This window comes from Winogradskyella haliclonae (assembly GCF_014635865.1).
Taxonomy (GTDB): domain Bacteria; phylum Bacteroidota; class Bacteroidia; order Flavobacteriales; family Flavobacteriaceae; genus Winogradskyella; species Winogradskyella haliclonae.
Genome location: NZ_BMDQ01000001.1, coordinates 1,532,926 through 1,558,151 on the forward strand (window position 1 = coordinate 1,532,926; position 25,226 = coordinate 1,558,151).

General features: G+C 33.9%; 16 protein-coding genes. 9 read left to right on the forward strand and 7 right to left on the reverse strand.

What is annotated here, in order from left to right:
• Genes IEV10_RS07110 through IEV10_RS07140 form a run of 7 tightly spaced genes read left to right on the forward strand, consistent with a single transcriptional unit; the run spans window position 1 to window position 7,138 of the window.
• Window positions 1–1,311 (forward strand): ABC transporter permease, encoded by a 1,311-nt coding sequence (locus IEV10_RS07110; protein WP_188373983.1) that lies wholly within the window; start codon window positions 1–3, stop codon window positions 1,309–1,311.
• On the forward strand, window positions 1,296–2,201 hold the full coding sequence (locus IEV10_RS07115; RefSeq protein ID WP_188373984.1) for a mechanosensitive ion channel family protein: 906 nt from the start codon (window positions 1,296–1,298) through the stop codon (window positions 2,199–2,201). The genes IEV10_RS07110 and IEV10_RS07115 overlap by 16 nt, the downstream gene beginning before the upstream one ends.
• A 20-nt stretch (window positions 2,202–2,221) precedes the next feature.
• Complete coding sequence (locus IEV10_RS07120; protein ID WP_229719619.1) at window positions 2,222–3,100, forward strand: DUF6268 family outer membrane beta-barrel protein; 879 nt, start codon at window positions 2,222–2,224, stop codon at window positions 3,098–3,100.
• A 1-nt stretch (window position 3,101) separates the two neighbouring features.
• The gene (locus IEV10_RS07125) at window positions 3,102–4,265 is read left to right on the forward strand and encodes a sigma-54-dependent transcriptional regulator (RefSeq protein WP_188373985.1); all 1,164 of its coding nucleotides are present in this window, start codon (window positions 3,102–3,104) and stop codon (window positions 4,263–4,265) included.
• Between the two features lie 11 nt (window positions 4,266–4,276).
• A complete protein-coding gene (locus IEV10_RS07130) occupies window positions 4,277–5,155 on the forward strand; it encodes a PPK2 family polyphosphate kinase (protein WP_188373986.1) in 879 nt (292 codons plus the stop codon).
• Window positions 5,148–6,560 (forward strand): M20/M25/M40 family metallo-hydrolase, encoded by a 1,413-nt coding sequence (locus IEV10_RS07135; protein WP_188373987.1) that lies wholly within the window; start codon window positions 5,148–5,150, stop codon window positions 6,558–6,560. The genes IEV10_RS07130 and IEV10_RS07135 overlap by 8 nt, the downstream gene beginning before the upstream one ends.
• Window positions 6,561–6,562: 2 nt before the next feature.
• Window positions 6,563–7,138, forward strand: a complete 576-nt coding sequence (locus tag IEV10_RS07140; RefSeq protein ID WP_188373988.1) for a DinB family protein — start codon at window positions 6,563–6,565, stop codon at window positions 7,136–7,138.
• Here IEV10_RS07140 and lysA read toward each other — a convergent pair.
• Window positions 7,135–8,337 (reverse strand): diaminopimelate decarboxylase, encoded by a 1,203-nt coding sequence (gene lysA, locus IEV10_RS07145; RefSeq protein ID WP_188373989.1) that lies wholly within the window; start codon window positions 8,335–8,337, stop codon window positions 7,135–7,137. The two genes, IEV10_RS07140 and lysA, sit on opposite strands and share 4 nt — an antisense overlap.
• Before the next feature lie 193 nt (window positions 8,338–8,530).
• Between lysA and sucC the strand changes: the two genes are divergently transcribed.
• Window positions 8,531–9,721 (forward strand): ADP-forming succinate--CoA ligase subunit beta, encoded by a 1,191-nt coding sequence (sucC, locus tag IEV10_RS07150; RefSeq protein ID WP_188373990.1) that lies wholly within the window; start codon window positions 8,531–8,533, stop codon window positions 9,719–9,721.
• Window positions 9,722–9,750: 29 nt separating this feature from the next.
• On the opposite strand, the gene IEV10_RS07155 is transcribed toward sucC, so the two are convergent.
• Entirely contained in the window at window positions 9,751–10,017 is a 267-nt protein-coding gene (locus tag IEV10_RS07155; protein WP_188373991.1) for a DUF1456 family protein, read from the reverse strand.
• Between the two features lie 178 nt (window positions 10,018–10,195).
• Here IEV10_RS07155 and IEV10_RS07160 point away from each other — a divergent pair, with 178 nt between their 5' ends.
• Window positions 10,196–10,597 carry a TerB family tellurite resistance protein gene (locus IEV10_RS07160; protein ID WP_188373992.1) on the forward strand — a complete coding sequence of 134 codons (402 nt, stop codon included), beginning with the start codon at window positions 10,196–10,198 and terminating at the stop codon, window positions 10,595–10,597.
• A gap of 9 nt (window positions 10,598–10,606) precedes the next feature.
• Here the strand turns inward: IEV10_RS07160 and uvrB are convergent, their stop codons facing one another.
• The 5 genes from uvrB to IEV10_RS07185 all read right to left on the reverse strand — a co-directional run bounded on the left by uvrB (window position 10,607) and on the right by IEV10_RS07185 (window position 25,201).
• Entirely contained in the window at window positions 10,607–12,613 is a 2,007-nt protein-coding gene (uvrB, locus tag IEV10_RS07165; protein ID WP_188373993.1) for an excinuclease ABC subunit UvrB, read from the reverse strand.
• Between the two features lie 43 nt (window positions 12,614–12,656).
• Entirely contained in the window at window positions 12,657–15,020 is a 2,364-nt protein-coding gene (locus IEV10_RS07170) for a T9SS type B sorting domain-containing protein (protein ID WP_188373994.1), read from the reverse strand.
• A 79-nt stretch (window positions 15,021–15,099) separates the two neighbouring features.
• Window positions 15,100–19,935 (reverse strand): T9SS type B sorting domain-containing protein, encoded by a 4,836-nt coding sequence (locus IEV10_RS07175; RefSeq protein ID WP_188373995.1) that lies wholly within the window; start codon window positions 19,933–19,935, stop codon window positions 15,100–15,102.
• Window positions 19,936–20,043: 108 nt separating this feature from the next.
• Window positions 20,044–21,822 (reverse strand): T9SS type B sorting domain-containing protein, encoded by a 1,779-nt coding sequence (locus IEV10_RS07180; protein WP_229719621.1) that lies wholly within the window; start codon window positions 21,820–21,822, stop codon window positions 20,044–20,046.
• A gap of 22 nt (window positions 21,823–21,844) precedes the next feature.
• Window positions 21,845–25,201: a T9SS type B sorting domain-containing protein gene (locus IEV10_RS07185; protein ID WP_188373996.1), complete on the reverse strand. Its 3,357-nt coding sequence runs from the start codon at window positions 25,199–25,201 to the stop codon at window positions 21,845–21,847.
• Between the last annotated feature and the right edge of the window lie 25 nt (window positions 25,202–25,226).

The following is a 25,226-nucleotide window of genomic DNA, read 5'->3' on the forward strand; positions in this document are numbered from 1 at the left end:
ATGAATCATTTATCTCTTATTATAAAGCGCGAATATTTCACTAAGGTCAAGAACAAATCTTTTGTTATTATGACGTTTTTGAGTCCGCTCATAATGATTGCTCTTATTAGTGTAGTGGCTTATTTAGCTCAGCTTAACACCAATAAAAAGCGTACTATTTCTATACTGGATCAATCAGGTCTTTTTACCGAAGTTTTTGAAAACACAGACAATACTACATATAATTATACCAATGATGCTACTGTTGAAGAAGCAAAAGCTATTGTCAAAGAAGATGAACAATATGGTCTTCTGTATATAGGTAAAGGTAACCTGGATACAGTTGGAGAAACCGTAAGGTTCTATTCAGAAGATTCGCCATCATTGACCGTAATCTCAAGTTTAGAGAATAAAATAGAGAGAAAACTTCGTGATTTAAAGCTCGTTGCTAATGGTTTAAATGCTGAGGAAATTAAAGCTGCTAAAGCAAATGTGAGTATTTTACAAGAGAGCTTTGATGGACAAAAGAGCTCTAAAATAGATAATATTTTAAAGTTGGCTTTTGGAGGTATTGCTGGCTATCTTCTTTTTATGTTTATCATTATTTACGGCAACATGATAATGCGAAGCGTGATTGAAGAAAAGACAAGCCGCATTATTGAAATAATTATTTCTTCAGTAAAACCAATTCAGCTTATGATGGGTAAAATTATAGGAACATCGTTGGCTGGAGTTACTCAATTTGCTATCTGGATTGTTTTGTTAGCTATCCTATCAACAGTTGTTAGTATTGTTTTTGGTATTGATTTGACAGCTGCCCAAGGTCAACAACAAGAATTAATACAACAAGCTATGGACAGTTCAACAATGCAAAACGAAATAAGTTTGGCTATTCAGTCATTTCAGAATTTACCAATTGCTAATCTAATTATTGCTTTTCTATTCTTTTTTATTGGTGGTTATCTGTTATACAGTTCGCTTTATGCCGCCATTGGTGCTGCTGTTGATAATGAGACAGATACACAACAGTTTATGCTGCCAATTCTTATGCCTTTAATATTAGCAGTTTACGTTGGTGTATTTACTGTTATAGAAGACCCTCACGGAACAGTGTCAACAATATTTTCTTTTATACCATTTACATCTCCAGTTGTAATGCTAATGCGTATTCCATTTGGTGTACCTATGTGGCAGCAAGTTGTTAGTCTATTGTTATTAGTAGGAACATTTACACTTACAGTTTGGTTTGCTGCTAAAATATATAGAGTAGGTATATTAATGTATGGTAAAAAACCTTCCTATAAATCCTTGATGAAATGGTTAAAATACTAAGTATAGATCTATTTCAAGATTTTAAAGAACTCGAAGAAGCCATTTCCGAAAGTAGCTTTTGGAAGAAGTTCCTTGATTTTCTTCATCTTCATATAGATCTAACAAAAGATATTAGTATATCAATATTAGATTTATTAATTCTAATTACTGCAATATGTATTACTAGTTGGGTACTTAAAATTATTTATAGAGTAATTACCCGAAAAATACCTGAGCAAGATAAAGGCAAGTTTAAAGTCGTTTATGGATATTTTAGATGGCTTATATATGTTGCTATTTTTTTGATAACACTTGATTCTGTAGGAGTTAATGTTACGGCTATATTTGCTGCGTCCGCAGCTTTACTCATTGGTATTGGACTAGCGCTCCAGACGTTGTTTCAAGATATCATTTCTGGAGTATTCATACTCATCGATCAATCTTTGCATGTAGGAGATATTATTGAGTTAGATGGAAAGGTAGGTCGTGTCGAAGAAATAAAACTCAGAACGACTAGAGCGGTAACAATAGATAACAAAGTATTAATAATTCCTAACCATTTATACTTGACAAAAATTCTATATAATTGGACTCAGAATGGTTCGTTAACAAGAGAAAGTATAGATTTAGGTGTGGCATATGGCACTGATGTTGAGCTTGTAAAACAGATTTTAATTGATATTGCAAATAAGCATGAATCAATACTAAAAGAACCAGAACCACTAGTGCTATTTACAGATTTTGGAGAGAGTTCTTTAAATTTTAAACTCGTTTTTACACTTAATGACAGTTTTATTGCCACAATACCAAAAAGCGATTTAAGATTTGAAATTGATAAAGCATTTAGAGAAAATGGAATTAGTATTCCTTTTCCTCAGCGAGATATTCATATCATTGAAAAGAATAAATAATAGATGATACTAGGAAAGATTTGAAAACAGTTAAAAACACTTTTGTACTATTTGGCTTAATATGTCTAACTAATTTAAATGCGCAATTAACAGATTTAGTAAGGTTAGAGTACTCTTTTATTCCGAGTAGCAAATCTGAAGACCAATACACAAGATTAAGAGCTTTATTAAATTATCCTATAAAAATTAAAAATGATAACTACCTAATTATAGGGGCAGAATATAATAGAGTCTTATTAAATTTAGAAGAAGAATACCCTTTTGATACTTCTGTAATTGATGCCTTAAATATTATTGATTTAAATATCGGTTATACATTTAAAACGAGTGAGAACTGGCGTGTAGGATTAAAAGTAAACCCCAGAATTGCATCTACACTAAATGGTAAAATCACAAAAGATGACCTCTTTATTAATGGAGGTATATTTTTTATAAAAGATAGAACAGACGCAGAAGATATAAAACGTCCATATCGATTAGTTTTAGGAGTAACGTATAATACTACAACAGGAATTCCTTTTCCATTACCGTTTGTAAATTATTTTAGAAGGATTAATAAAAATTGGTCTTTTAGTGCTGGTGTGCCTAAGTCTAATCTCAAATATTATTTTAGTGAGTCCAGCATTTTGCAAGCATTTGGAGCTGTAGATGGCTACTTTGCTAATTTGCAAGAACCACTATCAGTAAATGGACAAAGTGCAAATAATATTTCGCTATCTGTTATTGTTGGAGGATTAGGGTACGAATATTGCTTTACTAAGCATCTAGTAGCTTATCTTTATTCAGGTTACACCTTTAGACTTAATAATATTCTTAGAAATGATGATAGAGATGAAGTTTTTCGGTTAAATCAGAGAAATGCTTTTTATCTTAGGACAGGAATAAAATTTAAAATATAATATGCAACATATATTAATCATAGAAGATGAAGCGGCCATTCGCCGTGTATTAGTTAAAATACTTTCTGAAGAGAGCGATACCTATTCGGTAGAAGAAGCAGAAGATGGGCTTTCTGGAATAGAAAAAATTAAAAAGAAAGATTACGATTTAGTGCTTTGTGATATTAAAATGCCAAAAATGGATGGTGTTGAGGTACTTGAAGCTGTAAAGAAAATAAAACCTGAAACACCTGTAGTTATGATTTCTGGTCATGGGGATTTGGATACAGCTGTAAATACAATGCGTTTAGGTGCTTTTGATTATATCTCAAAGCCACCAGATTTAAATAGGCTTTTAAATACGGTACGTATTGCTTTAGATAGAAAAGAATTGGTTGTTGAAAACAAACGTTTAAAGAAGAAAGTTTCTAAGAAGTACGAAATGATTGGTGATAGTCCTGCAATTGGTCGTATTAAAGATATGATAGATAAGGTAGCGCCAACAGATGCTAGAGTATTAGTGACAGGTCCAAACGGAACAGGAAAAGAGCTTGTTGCACATTGGTTACATCAAAAAAGTGAACGTAATAAGGGTCCAATGATTGAGGTTAATTGTGCCGCAATTCCTAGTGAGCTGATTGAGAGCGAATTATTTGGTCATGTAAAAGGTGCTTTTACCTCTGCAGCAAAAGATCGTGCTGGTAAGTTTGAAGCTGCTAATGGCGGTACCATTTTCTTAGATGAGATTGGAGATATGAGTCTTTCTGCTCAGGCAAAAGTGTTACGTGCGCTACAAGAGAGTCGTATTCAGCGAGTTGGTAGTGATAAAGACATTAAGGTTAATGTTCGTGTCGTTGCGGCTACCAATAAAAACTTAAAAAAGGAAATTGCTGATGGTAAATTTCGTGAGGATTTGTACCATAGATTAGCTGTTATTTTAATAGAAGTCCCAGCATTAAATGATAGGCGAGAAGATATTCCTTTACTAGTTTCTCATTTCTCAAAAAAGATATCTGAAGAACAAGGTACAGCGACAAAGACTTTTACTGATAAAGCCGTAAAATTACTTCAAAATTACGATTGGACAGGTAATATTCGAGAGCTCAGAAATGTCATAGAGCGGCTTATCATTCTAGGCGGAAATGAAGTAAGTGAAGCAGATGTAAAATCTTTTGCAAGCAAATAAATTTTAGAATCATGAAAGACGTTAACATTGAAGAATTCAGAATTTCATCTCAAATAAAGATTAATGAACTTACCACTACATATAATTTAGAGGAAAATGAGGAAGACATTGAGAAGAAAATGAACAAGCTCAGCAAGAAACTTGCTGATATCCAAAATACCATGTACGCTCACGGAAAGTATTCGGTTTTAATGTGTATTCAAGGCATGGATACTGCGGGAAAAGATAGCTTAATTCGTGAGGTGTTTAAAGAGTTTAATGTCAGAGGAATCGAAGCACATAGTTTTAAGAAACCTACGGATATTGAGCTAAAGCACGACTATTTGTGGCGTCATTATTTGGCTTTACCTGCTCGAGGTAAATTTGGTATTTTCAATAGAACGCATTATGAGAATGTTTTGGTTACACGAGTGCATCCTAATTATTTAAAGTACGAGAACATGCCAGACATTAATTCTGAAGCTGATGTTACTCAAGATTTTTGGAATCGCAGATTTAAAGAAATTAATAATTTTGAGCAGCATATAGCAGATAATGGTACTATAATTTTTAAGTTCTTTTTAAACTTGTCTAAAGGCGAACAAAAAAATCGATTACTACGTCGATTAAATCGACCAGACAAGCAATGGAAATTCTCTTCAGATGATTTAAAAGAACGTAAGCTTTGGGATAAGTATCAGGAATGCTATGAAGAAGCAATAAATAATACATCTAAAACGCATGCTCCTTGGTATAACATTCCTGCAGATAATAAGCCTACAGCTAGATACATAGTTGCTAAAATATTGTACGATACACTTAAGCAATACAACGATATTGTAGAGCCAGAGTTACCAGCAAAAGAAAAAGAAAATATAGATGTATATAAATCCCAATTAGAAAATGAATAAAATACTCATAATACTGTTTGCCTTTTTAAGTGTTTCTGTCTATGCGCAAAATGACGAAGCCACTTTAAAAAATATTTACAAACAATCTTTAACTAATGGGCAAAGTTATGCTTGGTTAGATTATCTATCTAATGAGATTGGAGGGCGATTATCTGGATCGGAGAATGCTCAAAAAGCCATAGAATATACTAAAGCTGAATTAGAAAAATTAGGATTAGATAAAGTTTGGTTGCAAGAAGTTATGGTGCCTAAATGGGTAAGAGGCGAAAAAGAAATTGGTAAAATAATTTTGAATAATGAGAATTCAACCATAAAAATGGATGTCAATATTTGCGCGCTTGGAGGCTCTACAGCAACTTCTGATAAAGGTCTTCAAGCCAAAGTTGTTGAGGTGAAAAGTTTTGAAGAATTAGAAGCTCTTGGAGAAGATAAGATTAAAGGAAAAATTGTATTCTTCAACGGCGCAATGCAGGCAGATTTAATCAATACGTTTGAGGCCTATGGAGGTTGCTCAAAACAGCGCTATGCAGGTGCTTATGAAGCATCAAAGCTTGGTGCAGTAGGTGTTATTGTTAGGTCTCTTAATTTACGACAAGACGATTTTCCTCATACGGGGAGCATGGGTTATTTAGATTTACCTAATGATAAACGTATTCCTTCAGCTGCAATTAGTACTAATGATGCAGACACATTATCTAAAGCTTTAGCAAAGGATGGTAATCTTGAATTTTACTTCAAACAGAGTTGTCAGAAATATGACGATGTCTTGTCATATAATGTAATTGGTGAAATAACAGGTAGTGAGTTTCCTGACGAGTATATGTTAGTTGGTGGGCATCTAGATTCTTGGGATTTAGGTGATGGCGCACATGATGATGGTGCAGGCGTTGTTCAGTCAATGGAGGTTTTGAGATTGCTTAAAGAAAGCGGCGTTAAGCCAAAGAGGAGCATTAGAGTTGTATTATTTATGAATGAAGAGAACGGGCTTAGAGGTGGTCGTAAATATGCTGAAGAGGCTAAAGAGAAAAACGAAAACCATGTATTTGCTTTAGAAAGTGATTCAGGTGGATTTACGCCAAGAGGTTTTAGTTTTGATTGTAGTGATGCTAATTTAGCACAAATAGAACAATGGCGAAGTTTGTTTAAACCTTATCTCATTCACTTTTTTGAAAAAGGATATAGCGGTGCTGATATAGGTCCATTAAAGAACGATACTATTGTTTTAGCAGGGTTACGACCAGATTCACAACGTTATTTCGATTACCATCATGCCTCTAACGATACCTTTGATGCTGTAAATAAACGCGAGTTAGAACTAGGAGCAGCTACAATGACATCTCTGGTTTATCTATTTGATAAATATGGTGTGAATCAAATAAAGAATATCCCACAAATAAAGGATTAGTTATGAAAAATGCACTTAAGATTTTTGTTTTAATTTTATGTACTTCGGTTTTTGGTCAAGTAGAGTCAAAAGATGAATTGCCATATTATGAAGTCCCAGAATACTCTAAAGAATTTACTGCAGGTACCATGGCAGCTCGTATGGTGGATGCTTTGGGGTTTAGATTTTATTGGGCATCTTATGAGCTTACGGATAAAGACTTAGCTTATAAATTAAATGAAGACGGGCGTTCTACTGCTGAGACTATAGATCACATATACGATTTATCTAAAATTATTATCAATTCCACTTTAAAGAAGCCTAATTCAAGAGAAGATAAAGAAGAAGTGACTTATGCTCAAAAAAGAGCAGCAACGCTTAAAAATTTAAAAACCGCTGCAGATATTCTTCGTCAAAGTGATGATATCTCTGAATTTAAAATCATTTTTGGAGAGCAAAAAATACCATTTTGGAATCAAGTTAATGGACCTATTGCTGATGCTATATGGCATTGTGGACAAATTGCTACATATAGGCGTGCATCAGGAAATCCTATTAATCCAAAGGTGAATCATTTTACAGGAAAGGTTAGAAACTAAATTTCAATCTCAACTTGCTTGTTTATAATATCTTCAAAAGTTTCTCTTTTTCTAATAAGGTGAGCTTCGCCATTATGTATTAAAACTTCAGCAGGTCTATAGCGAGAATTATAATTACTTGCCATAGTAAAACAATAGGCACCAGCATTTTTAAAACATAGAATATCACCTTCATTTATTTCGGTTATACGTCTATTATTTGCAAAGGTATCTGTCTCGCAGATGTAACCTACAACAGAATAAAAACGTTCTCGACCTTTTGTATTGGAGATGTTTACTATTTCATGTTGTGAACCATAGAGCATTGGTCTTATTAGATGGTTAAAACCAGAGTCTATTTGTGCAAAAACTGTTGAGGTGGTTTGTTTTACCACATTTACTTTTGCCAAAAAGACCCCGGCTTCACTCACTAAAAATTTACCTGGCTCAAATGCAAGAGTCAGTTCTTTTCCATAGCTAGTGCAAAACTCATTAAATCGTTTCGATAATTTTTCTCCTAATTCTTCTATATTAGTTTCTATATCTCCTGTTTTGTATGGTACTTTAAAACCAGAACCAAAATCTATAAAATCAAGATTCTTGAAGTGTTTTGCAGTTTCAAATAATATTTCGCTTGCATAAAGGAATACGTCAATGTCCAATATATCACTTCCGGTATGCATGTGTATACCATTAATAGTCATGTTGGTATTTTCAACGATGCGCAGTAATAACGGAATCTGGTGAATTGAAATTCCAAACTTACTATCAATATGTCCAACAGAAATATTTGTGTTGCCGCCAGCCATAACATGAGGATTAATACGAATGCAAACAGGAATATTTGGATATTTAGTACCAAATTGTTCGAGTATTGATAGGTTATCAATATTAATCTGTACTCCCAGATTGCTAACATCTTCTATCTCTTTAAGAGAAACACCATTTGGAGTAAAAATAATGTCTTCTGGTTTAAAGCCAGCTTTTAAACCTAATTTTACCTCTTGAATAGATACGGTATCCAATCCCGAGCCAAGAGAATTAAATAATTTAAGTATAGAAATATTAGAAAGTGCTTTTGCAGCATAGTTTAACCTCAGTTGTTTTACATCACTAAATGCATCTTTTAGTCTATTATATTGTTTTATTATTCTTTCTGAATCATATACATATACTGGGCTTCCAAATTCATTGGCTATTTGCAAAAGTTGCTCTTTCATTTATAATTTATTCTTATTTCATTCAAAAGTATTTTTTTAGACAATTATTCCATCATTTTCGATGTAAAAAATCACATTTAAAACAATTTGTTAATTATATAACATATAAATTTACCTTGTTTTGATAATCAAATATTAGTGTAAGTAATTGTGATTAATTATTTTTGCGCAACGAATAAATTTCTGATTACAAATGAATCTACACGAATATCAAGGAAAAGAATTATTAAGCAGTTTTGGAGTACGTATCCAACGTGGAATTGTTGCGCAAACTGCTTCTGAAGCTGTTGATGCGGCTAAAAAGTTAACTGAAGAAACCGGAACAGGATGGCACGTTATAAAAGCTCAAGTTCATGCCGGTGGACGCGGAAAAGGAGGTGGTGTAAAGCTTGCAAAAAATCTTCAAGAAGTAGAAGAAATTGCTGGACAAATTATAGGTATGGATTTGATTACACCACAAACTTCTGCAGAAGGTAAACGTGTACATCAAGTTTTAATTGCTGAAGATGTGTATTATCCAGGAGATAATGAGCCAGAAGAATATTATATGTCAGTGCTTTTAAATAGAGCTACAGGTAAGAATATGATTATGTATTCTACTGAAGGCGGCATGGATATTGAAACTGTTGCTGAAGAAACTCCGCATTTAATTTTTACAGAAGAGATTGATCCTGCTTTAGGCCTTTTAGGTTTTCAAGCACGTCGTGTAGCCTTTAACTTAGGACTATCCGGAACAGCTTTTAAAGAAATGACAAAGTTTGTGTCTGCGTTATATACGGCTTATGTAAAGTCTGATGCGTCTTTATTTGAAATAAATCCAGTTTTAAAAACAAGTGATGATAAAATAATGGCTGTTGACTCTAAAGTAACTTTAGATGGTAATGCGCTGTTTAGACATAAAGATTTGGCTGAATTAAGAGATAAGCGAGAAGAAAATCCAGTAGAAGTTGAAGCAGGAGAACATGGATTAAATTATGTTGACCTTGATGGAAATGTTGGTTGTATGGTTAATGGTGCAGGTTTAGCTATGGCTACAATGGATTTAATTAAGCAAGCAGGTGGTGAGCCAGCTAACTTCTTAGATGTTGGTGGTACGGCAGATGCTGCACGTGTAGAAATTGCCTTTGAGCTTATCTTAAGAGACCCAGCCGTAAAGGCAATTCTGATTAATATATTTGGAGGTATCGTACGTTGTGATCGTGTTGCACAAGGTGTTATTGATGCTTATAAGAACATGGGAAACATCAATGTGCCAATTATAGTGCGTTTACAAGGAACTAATGCTGATATCGCGAAAGAATTAATTGATAATTCTGGTTTGGATGTATTGAGTGCTACTGAATTCCAAGAAGCTGCAGACAAAGTACAAGCTGTATTGTCTTAAGACAGATATAGATATTAAAAAAGAGCAACTTAATTGTTGCTCTTTTTTTTTGCCTTATTTTGTTGTTCGCCTTTCTTTGGCATTGGACCTCTTAAATGAATAATTAAGCCGTTTAAGAAGTTTCTTAAAATTTGGTCACCACATTCCATATACTTAGGATGGTCTTCACGTCTAAAGAAAGCATTAAGCTCACTTTTAGACATTCTAAAGTCTACCAACTTCATAATATTTACAATGTCATCATCACGAAGTTTATGTGCAACTCTTAGTTTCTTAAATATATCGTTGTTTGTCATGAAAAATGATATTTTTTCTTTCTTGAATTCCTAATCTTTACCTAGTATACGTTGATAAAAGCTTAAAAATACCGATTAAGTACATTAAATTTTTCGACAAGATACATTATATCAACGACAATAAAATTCTACGACTCTTTAAATTTGTAGTATACAAAAACCCTCGGAAAACCCACCCATGATTAATCGCGTTGAAAAATTAAGTTTGCTTTCAGAGTTGATTGCATTTGCGCAGAGAGATGATAGTATAAAATCTATTGAGTATAATTTTTTACTAGGAATAGCTAAACAGTTAGAAATATCTGAGGCAGATTTTAATTATCTTATTGAGCATCCAATTACTTATGTAAATCTAAAATCGCATAGTGAACGTATTGTTCAATTTCACAGATTAGTCTTATTAATGAATTTGGATCATAAGGTGTCTAATAAACAACTCGTAAGAATTCATAATTTTGGGTTGCGAATGGGATTAAGTCACGAGTCTATAAATCGCGTACTAGATTTAATGGATAGTTTTCCAAATAAGATAGTTCCACCAGATTTTTTAATAGATATCTTTAAGGTGCAGTACAATTAGCAAAAATTACTATTTTATTTTTAGTTTTTCTAGGCGCTCTTGATAAGCAGTAATTTCATCTCTAAACCTTGCTGCTTCCATAAAATCTAATGCTTTTGCAGATTGTTCCATTGCTTTTCTAGTCTCTCTTATTTTCTTTTCTAAATCGCTTTTAGTGAGGTATTTACTTTCTGGTTCAGCAGCAAGTTTTGCATCCAATTCTGTTTTGTAAGTACTTACAGAATTTTTTGCAAGAGCACTATCTAAACTTTTATTTAATGCCTTAGGAACAATGTTATGTTCAGTATTGTATGCTATTTGTTTTTCGCGTCGGTAATTGGTTTCATAAATTGTTTTTTGCATACTATTCGTGATTTTATCAGCATACATAATGGCTTTACCATTAAGGTTTCTTGCTGCTCTACCAACAGTTTGTGTTAACGAACGATTACTTCTCAAAAAACCTTCTTTATCTGCGTCTAATATTGCTACAAGAGAAACCTCTGGCAAATCTAGACCTTCACGCAGTAGGTTGACTCCAACTAGGACGTCAAATATGCCTTTACGTAAATCTTGCATAATCTCTACGCGTTCTAAAGTGTCAACATCACTATGAATATAACGACAGCGAATAGCAATTCTGGTTAGATATTTCACCAATTCTTCAGCCATACGTTTAGTTAGAGTAGTGACTAATGTGCGCTCATCTTTTTCAACTCGGGTTTGAATCTCTTCAATTAAATCATCTATCTGATTTAAACTTGGACGCACTTCTATGATAGGGTCGAGTAGGCCAGTAGGACGAATAACTTGCTCTATATAAACGCCATCTGTTTTTTGCATTTCATAATCAGCTGGTGTGGCTGAAACGTATATAACCTGGTTCTGTAAAGATTCAAACTCCTCAAATTTCAAAGGTCTATTATCCATAGCTGCTGGTAATCTAAAACCATACTCTACCAAATTTTCTTTACGACTTCTATCACCTCCGTACATAGCGTGTACTTGAGATATTGTGACATGACTTTCATCTACAACCATTAAGAAATCTTCAGGGAAATAATCTAATAAACAGAACGGTCGTGTACCCGGAGCTCTACCATCTAAGTAACGTGAATAATTCTCAATACCAGAACAATAACCGAGTTCGCGAATCATTTCAAGGTCAAATTCTGTGCGTTCTTTTAAGCGTTTTGCTTCGAGATGTTTGCCAATATCCTTAAAGTAATCATGCTGTTTTACCAAATCATCTTGAATATTATGAATTGCATTCTGAAGCACATCTGGTGATGTCACAAACATATTTGCAGGATAGATATTTAATCGGTCGTATTTTTCTATGATTTCTTGAGAATGCGGATTGAATGCTTCAATTTCTTCAATTTCATCACCAAAAAAATGAATTCGGAATGCATTATCTGAATATCCAGGAAAGACATCTACAGTATCGCCCTTGATTCGGAAATTTCCGTTTTTAAAATCGGCTTCTGTACGAGAGTACAAACTTTGTACTAACATATGGAGCAGTTTTGTCCTAGAAATTATCTGGTCACGCTCCAGTGTAATGACATTTTTCTGGAACTCGACGGGGTTTCCAATACCGTATAAGCAGGATACTGATGCGACTACCAAAACATCTCTTCGGCCAGATAATAGTGATGAAGTGGTACTGAGACGCATCTTCTCAATTTCTTCATTAATAGATAAATCTTTTTCTATATAGACACCAGAAACTGGTATGTATGCTTCTGGCTGATAGTAATCATAATAGGAGACAAAATATTCAACTGCATTATCAGGAAAAAACTGTTTAAACTCAGAGTATAATTGTGCTGCAAGTGTTTTGTTGTGTGCTAACACAAGTGTAGGTCGCTGCACGTTTTCAATAACATTTGCGACTGTAAACGTTTTACCTGAGCCAGTAACACCAAGTAAAGTTTGATACTTTTCGTCACCATTAATACCATCAGCAAGTTGTTGTATAGCTTGTGGCTGGTCACCAGTAGGTTTGAATTCAGATTCAATTTTAAAACGCATAAAGCAAAGTTACGATAAAGAATAGCTTAATGAAAGCGTATTATTAGCGTTTCAAAGCAAAATGACCGGTAAAGGTTCTGCCGTCCCCAAAATTGGCTGTAAACCAATAATCTGTATTTGGCATTAGGTTACCATTATAAGTGCCATCCCAACCAGAACTATTAGCATTTTGAGTAGTGATTAATTTACCGTAGCGGTCATAAATGATGACTTGGAGGCTTGGGTATATATCAAAATTAATACCGTCTAATTGCCAAAAATCGTTTTGACTATCTCCGTTTGGTGTAAAGAATTTTGGAAAACCAAGTACAGAAAAGATTTCCGAATTTGTTCCGCAACCATTCTTGTCGCGAACGAATACCGTATGGAATCCAGGTATAATATTATTGAAGACGTTATCATCTTGATAAGGTCCATTTTCATTATCTAGAGCGTACTCATAATCTCCGTTTCCAGTTGTATTAATTGTTATGGTATTTATAGTATCTGTACCAATAACATCTATAGTTATATCCTGGACGATTTCCGATGGATTCACAGTAATATCTCGAGTACCACTACAACCATTTGGGTCGGTAATGATTACGGTATAAACTCCAGTTTCATTTATATCTATAGAAGAAGTAGTTGCAGGCAGAGTTGCACCATTAAATTCCCATTCATAATAGTAGTTGTTAGGTAAATCATTGAGTACACCTCCAAATAAGCGGATGGTTTCTGGAAACGTATTTATGCAGTATATAAGTGTTTCATCAGCAGATACTTCTGGAGTAAATTTGACTTGTAAGTTAACATCTGAAATAGCATAACAGGTGTTGTTATTCTCTACCTTTACATAAATAGTTTGCGCATCTGCTGTACTATTTTCGTAGTTTAATGATAGCGGATTACTATCTGTAAAAGCATCATCTTCGTTCTCAAAAAAGCTAACAACTGAACCCATTGGTATTTGATTAGAAATGGCCATGTTCACTTCATCTAAATCAAAGGTGGTAAAGCCATCAAGCTCATCAAAATCGCAAGCTTCTATAGTGGGAATATTTAGTGTGTTGTTAGAAATCTGTAACTCTAACTCAGCGATATCAAAGCATCCAAAAGGATTTTCGACTCGTGCATATACAATTTGATTAGGTGACGAATTTTGAAAACTTGATGGTGATTGGATTGGATTATTAAAATCAATGGCATCCATTTCTGATAAAAAGAAACCACTCACCGTTAAATCGGGGTCATTATTACCGATATCTGCAGCAAGATCAAATAGATTGTAGAGGGTTAGTCCATCTTGGTCTGCATCACACTCTATCTGTATCACATCAGTTCCTACGGGATTAGTTGCATATTCTAAAACAACTTCTCCAAAAGCGACGCAAGATGTGTTGTCTAGTGTGACTTCTAGAGTATAAGTGCCAGGCTGATTCACCTCATAAGTACCACAATTTGTACAGCCAACAGGATCGGATTGTACCAAAATACCATCTCTAAACCAATCATAGCCATTATTTCCTGCTATTGTACCATCTAGTGTCAGTGTGTCTCCATCACACAAAGGGTTATTTGTAGCAATTAATCGATTTGGCCCTAAATCTCGTGAAGCTTGAAAACTACCAGCTTCTAGGAAGACAGCAGAGTCAAATCTATGATTTTGTTCGTCGGCAATGACTAGTTTTATGGTGTATTCCTCTCCCGGAATAATTTCTGCAGTTGCAGTTAAAACAGTAGTTTGTCCATTAAAATTTATTGGAGATATAACTGGATTGATTTCATTGAATTGTCCAAAAAACGCTTCATTTTGTGGTGGACAACTACCAGGGACACCTGGAGTAACAGTAGTTACTTTCACAGGTGTAGTCGTGCTAGGAACTAATGCAATATTTTCGTAAAAATCATCACTATTTGTTCTTCTAATTAAAAATCCAAAAACGTCAGAAAACTGACAGGTAAGAGGATTGTTTTCTCTATATTCCTCTGAAGCAAATAGGTATCTAAAACTTATTTGATTGGTAATCGATGTAAAATTAAATTCTACAATCGTAGCATTTTCAGTACCAGTTTCTTGAAGAGCAAATTCTAAATCAAAATCGCCATTCCAATCAGGAGCATCATCATCACTAAGGGAGTCATTTGGTCCAGGTACATTGCTTAATCTTCCTGTACTTAATACAATGCCGCTTTGAAATGGAAACGTTGTACCTGTGGCATCAAAAGAACCATAACTGAATTCTGTACCACCAAAATTTCCACTTTGAGCATTTGTAACTGTAACGTTTTCAATACAGTCGCTATTATCTATTAAAATATCTTCAATAAGTTGTTGCGGTGTAAGAGACTGACTGTCTACAGTAATGTTTTGTGCATGAAAACACAAGCAAAAAAATAATGATAATACTAAGAATATAAACCTCATAAATCTTTTATGAAAAAGCCATGCAAATATACGCATAGCTTAAATTAAGATTTTTTATAAGTTGTTAAAATTTGTTTTATTATCGCCTTAATGAAAAATGTCCAGTAGCTGTAAATTCTATATCTCCTCTTTTGACATCGGCAGTCCACCAATAATCACTTGAAGGCATTGGGTTTCCATTATATGTACCATCCCAACCAGAAGAATTATGATTTAGTTGTTTTAAAAGTTTGCCATATCTATCAAAGATATGTACTACGGTTCCTGGCAAGGTTTCTACGCCTACAATATGCCATGTGTCAAAATCCCCATCATTATTTGGTGTCATGTGCTTTGGCGCATCTATGACTAATACTTCTTTGGTTACAGACGAGCAACCATTTCTGTCTATAATTGTTAATGTATGGTAACCTAAGCCTACATTTTCAAAAAAGCCTGAGGTTTGTGGTTCCATGTCATCTAATTGAAAAAGATAATCGCCAATACCCGTAACAGTAATGGTAATATTATTTGGGTCAGAGAAATCTACCGTTTCTACAACTTCAATATTTGCAGGTTCGGAAATAATTACATCAAACTCACTTGTAGTAGTACAACCACTAGGTGTCGTTACTGTAACACTGTATGTTCCGGTTTCAGTAATTTCTATTTCTGATGTTATCTCACCATTAGACCATAGATATTCATCATCTTCAAAGCCAGTATCTGCATCGACTCTTAATGGGAAATTTTCAGGACAAATAGTTTGACCTCCAATATCTACTATTGGTAAGGGATTTATAACAACATTAAACTGTGTAATACTATAACATTGCGTTTCAGTATTAGTTACCCTAGCAAAAATTATTTCCCCATTTGTTGCATTATAGTTTCCTGTAATAGAATTTATATTGTCAATAGCATCAGACTCTGAGTTATGATATGTAACAAGTAAAAATGTATCATCTTGAGTACCAATAATTGATGAGGTTTGCGTTTCTAAGTCAAATATGAGTTGTTGGTCAGCGTCGTCATCACAATCTTCAAGATTATCTGGTGTGTTAGCAATTGGTCTGTCATTAACTACTAGCATAAAAGGATAAATATAGAAGCAATTTGTTGACGGATCTTCTATTCTTGCATATACAATATCACTATTTGATTGATATGTATAATCATCTACTAGCGGGTTATTATTATCAATAGCATCTTGCTCATCTGCAAAATAAGAAATGAGTGCATTACTAGTGTCATCAAGAATAATATTATCGATAAGACTTAGGTTATAACTATTAGCATCATTGTCACAGATTTCAGTGGCACCAAAATCATTAAAAGCTGGAGGAATATTTACATTAAGCTCTATTGGAAGAATTACAGGGCAGTTAAAGTCAGTATTAGTGACTTTTACAAATACTGTTTGAGGATTTGATGTGTTTTCAAAATTTTCAGAATCAGGAATAACATTCAAGTCATTTTCGGCATCTTCAATAGACGTAAAATAGGATACCACAATATTGTTTTGTCTTATATCTAAGATATTTATTTCCGCTTCGGTTAAGTCCCAGATAATGCTTTCATCATAATCAATATCACAATCTTCAAAAGGGTCTATTTGAGTTACAGAAGGTACAGGAATAACATTAACTGTAAATGATGTTGTAGATGTACAGATACTTCCATTAGCAATTGAGGCATAAATCTCTTGAGGGTTACTTACTGTTGTATAAGTGTCTTCAACAATTGCATTTGTACCAGCAATAAAGTCTTCTTCTGAAGGATAAAATGTAATCTCTAAATTTTCTGTAATGCCATCACTAATTTGCGCAGCTTTAGCAATCAAGTCAATAGGGGCAAAGGTATCATTAGAGCTATCATCACATGCAAAAATATCTGAAGGTTCGTTAAATTCTGGGTTGGTACCAACATTTAAAGAAAAAGAATCCACGCCATAACAAGAGGTATCAGTAATGTTTTGAACACGTACGTGAATAATTTGAGGGTTACTTGTATTCTCAAAATTACTGCTTTTATCTATTGGGTTATTACCAGAATTGGCATCATCAGCACTTAAAAAGTATAGTACTTCTTTGCCTGTTTGACCATTTAATATTTCATTGTCTTTTGAGCTTAATAAAAACTCTCCGACATTATCTGTATTGTTTTCACAAAATCTAAACTCTGAGATGACAGGAAATTCAGGTAATGTGTTGATAGTAATGTCTATGTTTTCTGTAGAAATACAACCCGTCAGCGTGCTTTCTATTCTTACAGTGATTACATCTGTTTGCGTATTGTATGTCTCAGGGTCTATTATTGGGTTATTTCCAGTAATAGCATCAACAATTGAGTTATGAAATGTAATGATAAGATCGTTAGTCGAAGCTGTAATTTCTGGTATAGCATCTTCTAAGTTAACAATGAAGAAACCATCTTGGTCATCATCACAAATTATTATTTGGTTAGGAGGAGTTGTTAATGGTGCTGGATTTATTAAAATTTCGAAACTTGAAATATCACGACACGATGTAGCTGATGAGGTAATAGTCGCGAAAACTGTAAAAGAATCTTGCGTGTTTTGATATATAGTAGGAAGCGGATTAACGTTGTCTTCAGCATCTTGTAATGTTTCAAAATAAACAACATTATATCCTGGTTGACCTTGTGTTATTAAAGTATCATAATCAGATAAGTTTATAGTTGTTCGTAAATCTTGATCTGTATCACAGACTGTTTGTTGTGTTAAATCTGGAAACATAGTTACTGGAATTAAATCTAAAATTACCTCTTCAACTTCTGTACATGTTGGACTTGTAAGTGTTAAGTATAATGTTTGTGGCACACTTGGCGGAGAGTAATCAACACTTGTATCTATAGGGTTATTATTGTTGTCTCTATCATCTTCAGTTTCATAAAAAGTGATTGTTACATCTGGTATGTCTCCTAAAATCATTCCTGCAACATTAACAAGATTAAAAGGTTCTGTACCATCATTATCAGTATCGCATAATACATTATCCGAAAAGTCAGGTCCAGTTAATAACAAATTTGGATGTACCTCAATTGGGGCTATAGATGGACAGCCAGTAACATTATCGACAACTCTTATAAACACAATTTGAGTAAATTGTACTGTATTAAAAAAGTTGGTTGGGTCTGGTATTGGGTTATTACCTGATAATGCCTCATTTTGAGTCAGATGATAGGTGACTGTAACGTTTGTAAGCCCATTTAAAATTTCAGCTTCTACTTCAGTTAAATCAAAATTTGCAAAGCCATCATAATCACTATCACAAGCATCTATGTAATAGTTTTGATCATTTGCAATTTGTGGCGGTGCTAAAACTGTAATATCTAATGTTGTAGTAGTATTACATCCCGACTGCACATCAGCGACACTAATAAAAACTTGATCGTTAACAGTATCGTTGACATATGGCATTGGTATAGGATTGGAACCTGCATCTGCATCTGCTTGAGTATAATGATAGGTTACAACAAGATTACTTTGCCCATTTGTAATACCATCATTTAAATCGTTTAAGTCTATAGTTGTAAACCCATCAATAACTTGATCATCGCACACATCTAACGATTGAGGTAATATAGGGTCAGGTATTGGATTGACTATAAGTTGAAATTGATTTATAGCCAAACAACCAGTGTCTATATCAATAATGCGAACATAAATAAGTTGTGGGCTTATGACATTTTGATAATTTCCTGAGATTGGGCTTAAATTGTTTTGTGCATCTGGTAGCGACGTATGATATGTGATTGCATAATTGCCAGGTGCGACAGAATTTATTGCTTGTTGATCTTTAGAGTTAAGATTAAAAAACGCAACACCATTATTGCCTGGGTCATCGCAGACTTCCATATTAGTCATTGGCGTAGCACTCTGAGTATTACTTAGGTCTATAGTTATTTCATCTTCAATGGTACAGAAACTGTCGCCAAGAGGTATTGTTATTACTAATCGATAGGTACCACTCTGTACAACTTCATAATTGGATTGATTGGCACCACCAATAGGGTTACCATCTAAAAACCAATCATATTGGGCATTAGGGTTATTAATATCTCCATTGATCATAATACTATCAGCGCAAGTGCTTAAATCATCTCCTAAATCAACTGTAGGTGTAAAACTATTAGCTTCAATAAATACAGCTGAATCGTAATTGCGGTCTGTTTGATCAGCAATTACCAATTTTATTTGGTATGTCACGTTTGGTGTAATGTTGGCAGTAGCAGTAAGGGCTGTTGTACGGCCATTAAAATTAGTGTCACCAACATTATAACCATCAAAAAACTGACTATTCTCTTCTGGACAAAACCCTTCAATTTCATCATGGATAGTTGTTGTGTTTACAGGCGTATTAGTACCAGGAATAAGGGCAATGTTTGTATAAGGGTTACCTGTGCCTGCCTCTCTTATTAAGAAGGCAAAACCATCAGAATATTGACAAGGAAAATTTGCAAAGTATTCTTCCGAAGCCAGAATATAATTTATTTGTAATGTATTAGAAATTGAAATAAAATCGAATTCAATAGTAGTAGCGTTGGTTGTGTTAGAAATTCCAAGAGTATTTTCTAAATCGGCATCGGTACCCCAAGCAGTTTCTCCTTCATTTAAAACATCATTATTAACCCCATTTCCAGCAGAATTTGCATTTCCGGTAGATAGAATCATTCCATTTTGGAATGGAAAATTTGAAGATCCGCGTTCAAAAAAACCAAAACTGCCTATACCAACAACATTTCCGTTAACCGTTGAGCTAATATTTGATATTTCTACACATTCTTGTGCTAAGGTGTTCTCTACTAACTGTTGAACAGATAATGTATTGTCTACAGAAATTTGTTGGGCAATGAGATTAAGGCCAAGTAGATAAAAACAGGTAAAAATGAAACAATTCTTATTTAATCTCATCTAGTTTTATTTGGGGTTGCTATTATCATAACAGGTATAACCTTGTTAATCAGAATCAAAAGTAATAAAAATAAGATGAAATGCAAAAAAAATCGATGAAATGCAATATCAGTAATTCACATATACCCAACCTACTATAGTTTCATAGTTAGAATCTTGTAGATTTAACACATAATAATAGGTGCCTACTGGAACACGATTTCCTTGATTAATACCTCTGTTTGGATAGCCTAACCAGGGCTTTTGGTTATTACCCTCAAAGATTAAAGTTCCTAATCTGTTGTATATCTTTAACTCATGAGAAATAAAGATGTCATATAGCCCTTGGATATTAAACCAATCGTTTATAGTGTCATTATTTGGCGAAAACCCTTGCGGAATTTCTGGTGGACAGTTTTCAGTTTTAATATTAAACCGGAAAATCTCATAGCAAATAGTTTTCTCTAATCTAATATATACGATTTGAGGATTAGTAGTATTGGTATATGCCTCTGGAGACGAAATTACATTAACCTCATCTTTTAAATCTTCTAAAGTTTCATAAAATTGGAAATCTGCATTAACAAAATCTTCTTTATTCTCAATAGCTTGAAGTAAATTAAATTCAGCTTTTTCAAAGCCAATGTTGCACTCTAGTAATTCTGGAAGAATAATAATTTCTGGTATAATTAATAACTCGACTTGTTCTGCCGTCTCATTATTTATTTCATTGGCTTCAATGATTATTCCGTTACCAGTGCCATCATCATCAACAACTATTTTTAAGGTAAATTCGTCAGGTATTGTTTCAGGTATAGTCAATGTTATACTTCCACTTTCATTGCCTCCAATTGGTATGTCTGTGCTAGTTTGCGATTGACCAACTAGTATATCATTGGCATAAAAAGCAACAGGTGTATTTTGAGCTAATATACTGGTACTATTAGTATTACTAATTGTATAGTTAACAATAATGTCTCTACTATCACATTCTAATTCGGCAGCATTTATTGACACTGTGGCATCTGGTAATTGACTGTTAAGGACAGTTATTATGTTATTAATCATCACAAAATCCTGTCCAGAAGTTAAACTTATAGTGGCTGTTGTATCACCGATAGCTATATTATCTTGGATATTATAGACATCAATATCCATATTAAATAGATCTGTAGCTCCTGTAAAACTGTTTGTACCATTAAACGCATTATTGGTAGGGTTAAGAGGAGGATTACCAATGATATTACCATTAATTGTAAGCTGCTCATTAACAGCTAAAGCACGGTCACCTTCCCAAGCAATAAACCCTATTTTTGCGTTATCATTATCAAGAACATTAAGATTGTCTAAAGTAATAGTTAACGACTCTGGTACACTTTGTAAACCATCATAAATATTTAATTGATTTAATGGTAAAGAACTATCTTCATAGATAACAGTTATTGCCCAGCCTGCAAAGTTTGTGCCAGTTGGACAATAGGAATCAATCACAGATGTAATATCAAATTCTGAAATCGTATAGATACCATTTTGGCCATCTGTAACAATATCTGTAATATCTGCATATGCAGCAAAAAAAACTCTTGTGTCGTCCAATGCATCACTAAAAGTACGCTCTGAAGTAACAGGAATATTATTGACATTAATATCAAAATCACCATCGCCAGAACCTGCCCAATAGAGATAAGCTGCAATTATGGTTTGACCGTCAAGAAGCTCCAAATCTGCTGAGGAGCTTGTGAGTATCTCACACACTGAAAAATTTCCGTTTTCTGAAGTATTGAACGTGTTTCCGATTGCTGTGTAATCGTAGCGTCCATTAAACTGTTGAAACAAGCTTATGTCTTGTGCAAAACTAGTAAGCGCACAAAAAAGCAAACTAATAAAAACGATAGTTCTTAGTTTCAAAAGGTCATCTTTTTATAACAATCTATCTTTTCAAAGCAAAGTGACTAGAGAAGCGTCTACCATCTTGTAATGTCACTGAAAACCAATAATCGCTACTAGGTAAGGGATTACCATTATAATTCCCATCCCAACCTGAGCCTAGAGGATTTACTTCACTAACAAGCTTACCGTATTTATCAAAAATGTAAATAACTGTGTCTGGTTGAAATTGAGAAGAAATACCCTTGACTTGCCAGAAATCGTTCTGATTATCACCGTTAGGTGTAAAGAATTTAGGAAAACCTACAACAGAAACCATATCTTCTGTAATACCACAACCATTTTTATCTCTAACAAACACCGTGTAAATACCTGGAAGAACATTTTCAAACACATTACTATCTTGATAGATTCCGTTAGGGTCATTAAGCGCAAACTCATATTCAGCAATGCCATCTGCAGGAGCAAGCAAAATTGTAATTGTATTGTTTTCTGAAGTATCTGTAACTTCTATGTTTTCTATTGTAGCTGTATTGGATGCTTCTACAACGACTGTGCGATCTTTTGAACAACCAGCAACATTTGATACTTTCACAGTGTAAGTTCCTGGTTCATTGATTTCAATTTCTATTGTTGTTTCATTAGTAGGTTGCCAGTCGTAATAATAATTATTAGGGATATCGTTAATGACTCCACCATTAATCTTTATTTTTTCAGGAAAGGTGTTTAGGCAGTATAAAACAAATTCTTCTGTAATTACATTAGGTAACGTCAGTGCTTCTAATTCAACTTCATTAATACCATAACAATCATTATTGTTTTCTACTCTAACAAATATGGTTTGATTAAAAGCTGTTATATTTCTATAATCATTTGCTAATGGGTTAACTTCTAAAAGCGCATCGTCTAAGGTTTCGTAATAGGTTAAATCTAACCCTGCTGGTAAGCCATCTAAAACTTGAGCGTCAGCCATTGATAAATCAAAATCTATAAAACCATCTTCATCACCATCTGTATCACAGACACCTATATAAGCATTATTTGCTGAGGTTGCGCTTACTTCTAAGGTAACTTCACTAAAGCTAAAACAATTGGTGTTTGTGTCAGTTACTCTTGCGATTATAATTTGTGGTGTTGATATATTAGTATAATTTGATGCCTCTATTGGATTTGTTTCAGCTATGGCATCACCCATGTTTAAATAGTATTCGGTTATAAAGTCAGGGTTTCCACCTGTGATATCTTCTTCTTTTTCTAAAATATTAAAAACAGTTCTTCCATCAGGTGTACCATCTTCATCACATTGAAATAAGCCAATATCATTAACTGCAGGTGTTAAATTTATAGTTAAAGTGAAGCTCCCAAAGGTAACACAAGCAGTATTGTTGTTATTTGTCATACGTACAAAGACCTCATCATTAAAAGGGGTGTTTTGGTAATTGTTAGGAAGCTCAACACCTGCATTATCCGCTTCATCTTGTGAACTATGATAGGTAATTGTATAGTCTGAAGCCAACTGATTAGCACCAAGAATATCTCCGTCAAGGTTAGATAAAATAGTCGTCACTACACCATCTGTTGTATCACCTTCTGTGTCACAAAGTAAAATATCATCTAATCTTGAGATTATTGGAGTATCAAATACTTCTATCATAAAACTAACAGGTGTGCCTGTATTCTGGTCATTTATTTGGAAACAGTTAGTGTTAATAACGTTTTTTACACGTACAAAAATTTCTTCGGGATTAGTTGTGTTTTCATATAATCCAATAATTTCATTTTCGTCATTAATAGCATCCATTTCAGTGGTATAATAATGGACTGTATAGTCATTTGGATCTTGCCCACCGAGTACAAAAGTATCTTGTTGCGTCAAATCAAATAAGTATAAGTCATCATTAAGATTATCATCACATACATCAATTTTTGGAGGTGTATATGCTTCTGGAAAAGGAGAGTATTCTACTTGAGCAACACCTTCAAAAGTTTCACAATCACCATTATTTAATTCTATTAATACTTCATAAAGACCATTTTGAAAGACTTCAAATTCGTATGGAATAGGAGGTGTAGGTTGTACGACACCGTTAAAACTCCATGTGTATGTGGCGCCAGCTATATTATCAGTATTTAATGTGAAAGATTCACCTTCGCAAAGTGGTAAAAATGTAGTTGTAATTTCTGGGTCATTTATAATATCAATTGTTTCTACAAAGAACGATGCTATAAAAGGCGGTAAACCTTGTCTAGAGTTATTGGTTAGTTGTATTTGACCTTCGACATAATCAGATAAATCTCCTAATTCATTAGGATTATTTATTACAGATAATGATGGCAGACCTTGATTGTAGGTAGCACTCATACTTCTATATATTTTCCCATCAGGGCCTAGTTGTAATGCAGATCGATAACCATTTCCAGCATCCAAAGTAAATTGACTTGCTTGAATATCAACAGCAGTTAAATCGAATTGAACTAAAGAGGAAAAATGATTTGCGGGGTTATTGTTTTGCCCGGGAGTTTGACTAAAAAAATCGTTGGAAGAAGATACATACAATACTTCACTATTTGGAGAGAATTCTAGCCCATATTCAGCATTAGCATTATTTGAAACATTAACACTTAGCGATATAGGAGCTCCAGTTACTATTCCGTTATTTAAATCAAAGTCATATAGATACAATCCACCTTGCGAATTGGCTGAGGCTAATTTTGTACCATCAGGTGAAAATTTCAAATAACCTCTTTGGTCAGATATCGTAACACCAGCAGGTGATGTCATAGCTGTAGTATTAACACCAGCTGAAGTGACCTCAAAGGCATGAAACGTATCAAATGCAAATGGATTTGTTAATGTCCCAGATTGGTTCGCGAGCGTAACTACCCATATAGATTGTGATTGACAGTCTTTTAAAACTGCGCTAATCTTCTCAGAACTATCTTGCAACAATGTCACGTTTTTTTGAGTGACTTCGCCTAAACCACCATTACGAGTGATATCAACTTCAGAATATTTAAAACCTAAATCAGTTTGGTCAAAAGAATTGGTGTCTACTGTAAATATGTAGTAGATGTCGTCATCCATGGGTTTAGGTATAATAATAGCAGATTGGGTGCTTGAAGGGCTTCCATGGAGACCAGAACCATTGGCCATTATATTACCATTAGTGTCAAATACAGTAATACCATCAGTGTAAAAAAGAAGTTGACCATTTGTGTCTGATATACTCGTGCAACCCTCATCGGTACTTAATTGTCCATCACTAAGCGCAGTAATGGAACCATCTTGGTTAAAACGTATACCTGCATTATCTCCAAAATACCAATTTGAGGCTTCATTCTGTGCATTTACTGATAATCCTAGTATTGTGAAAATTATTAAAAAAAGTATCTTTTTCATATTTGATAAGCGCTAGCTATCAAAT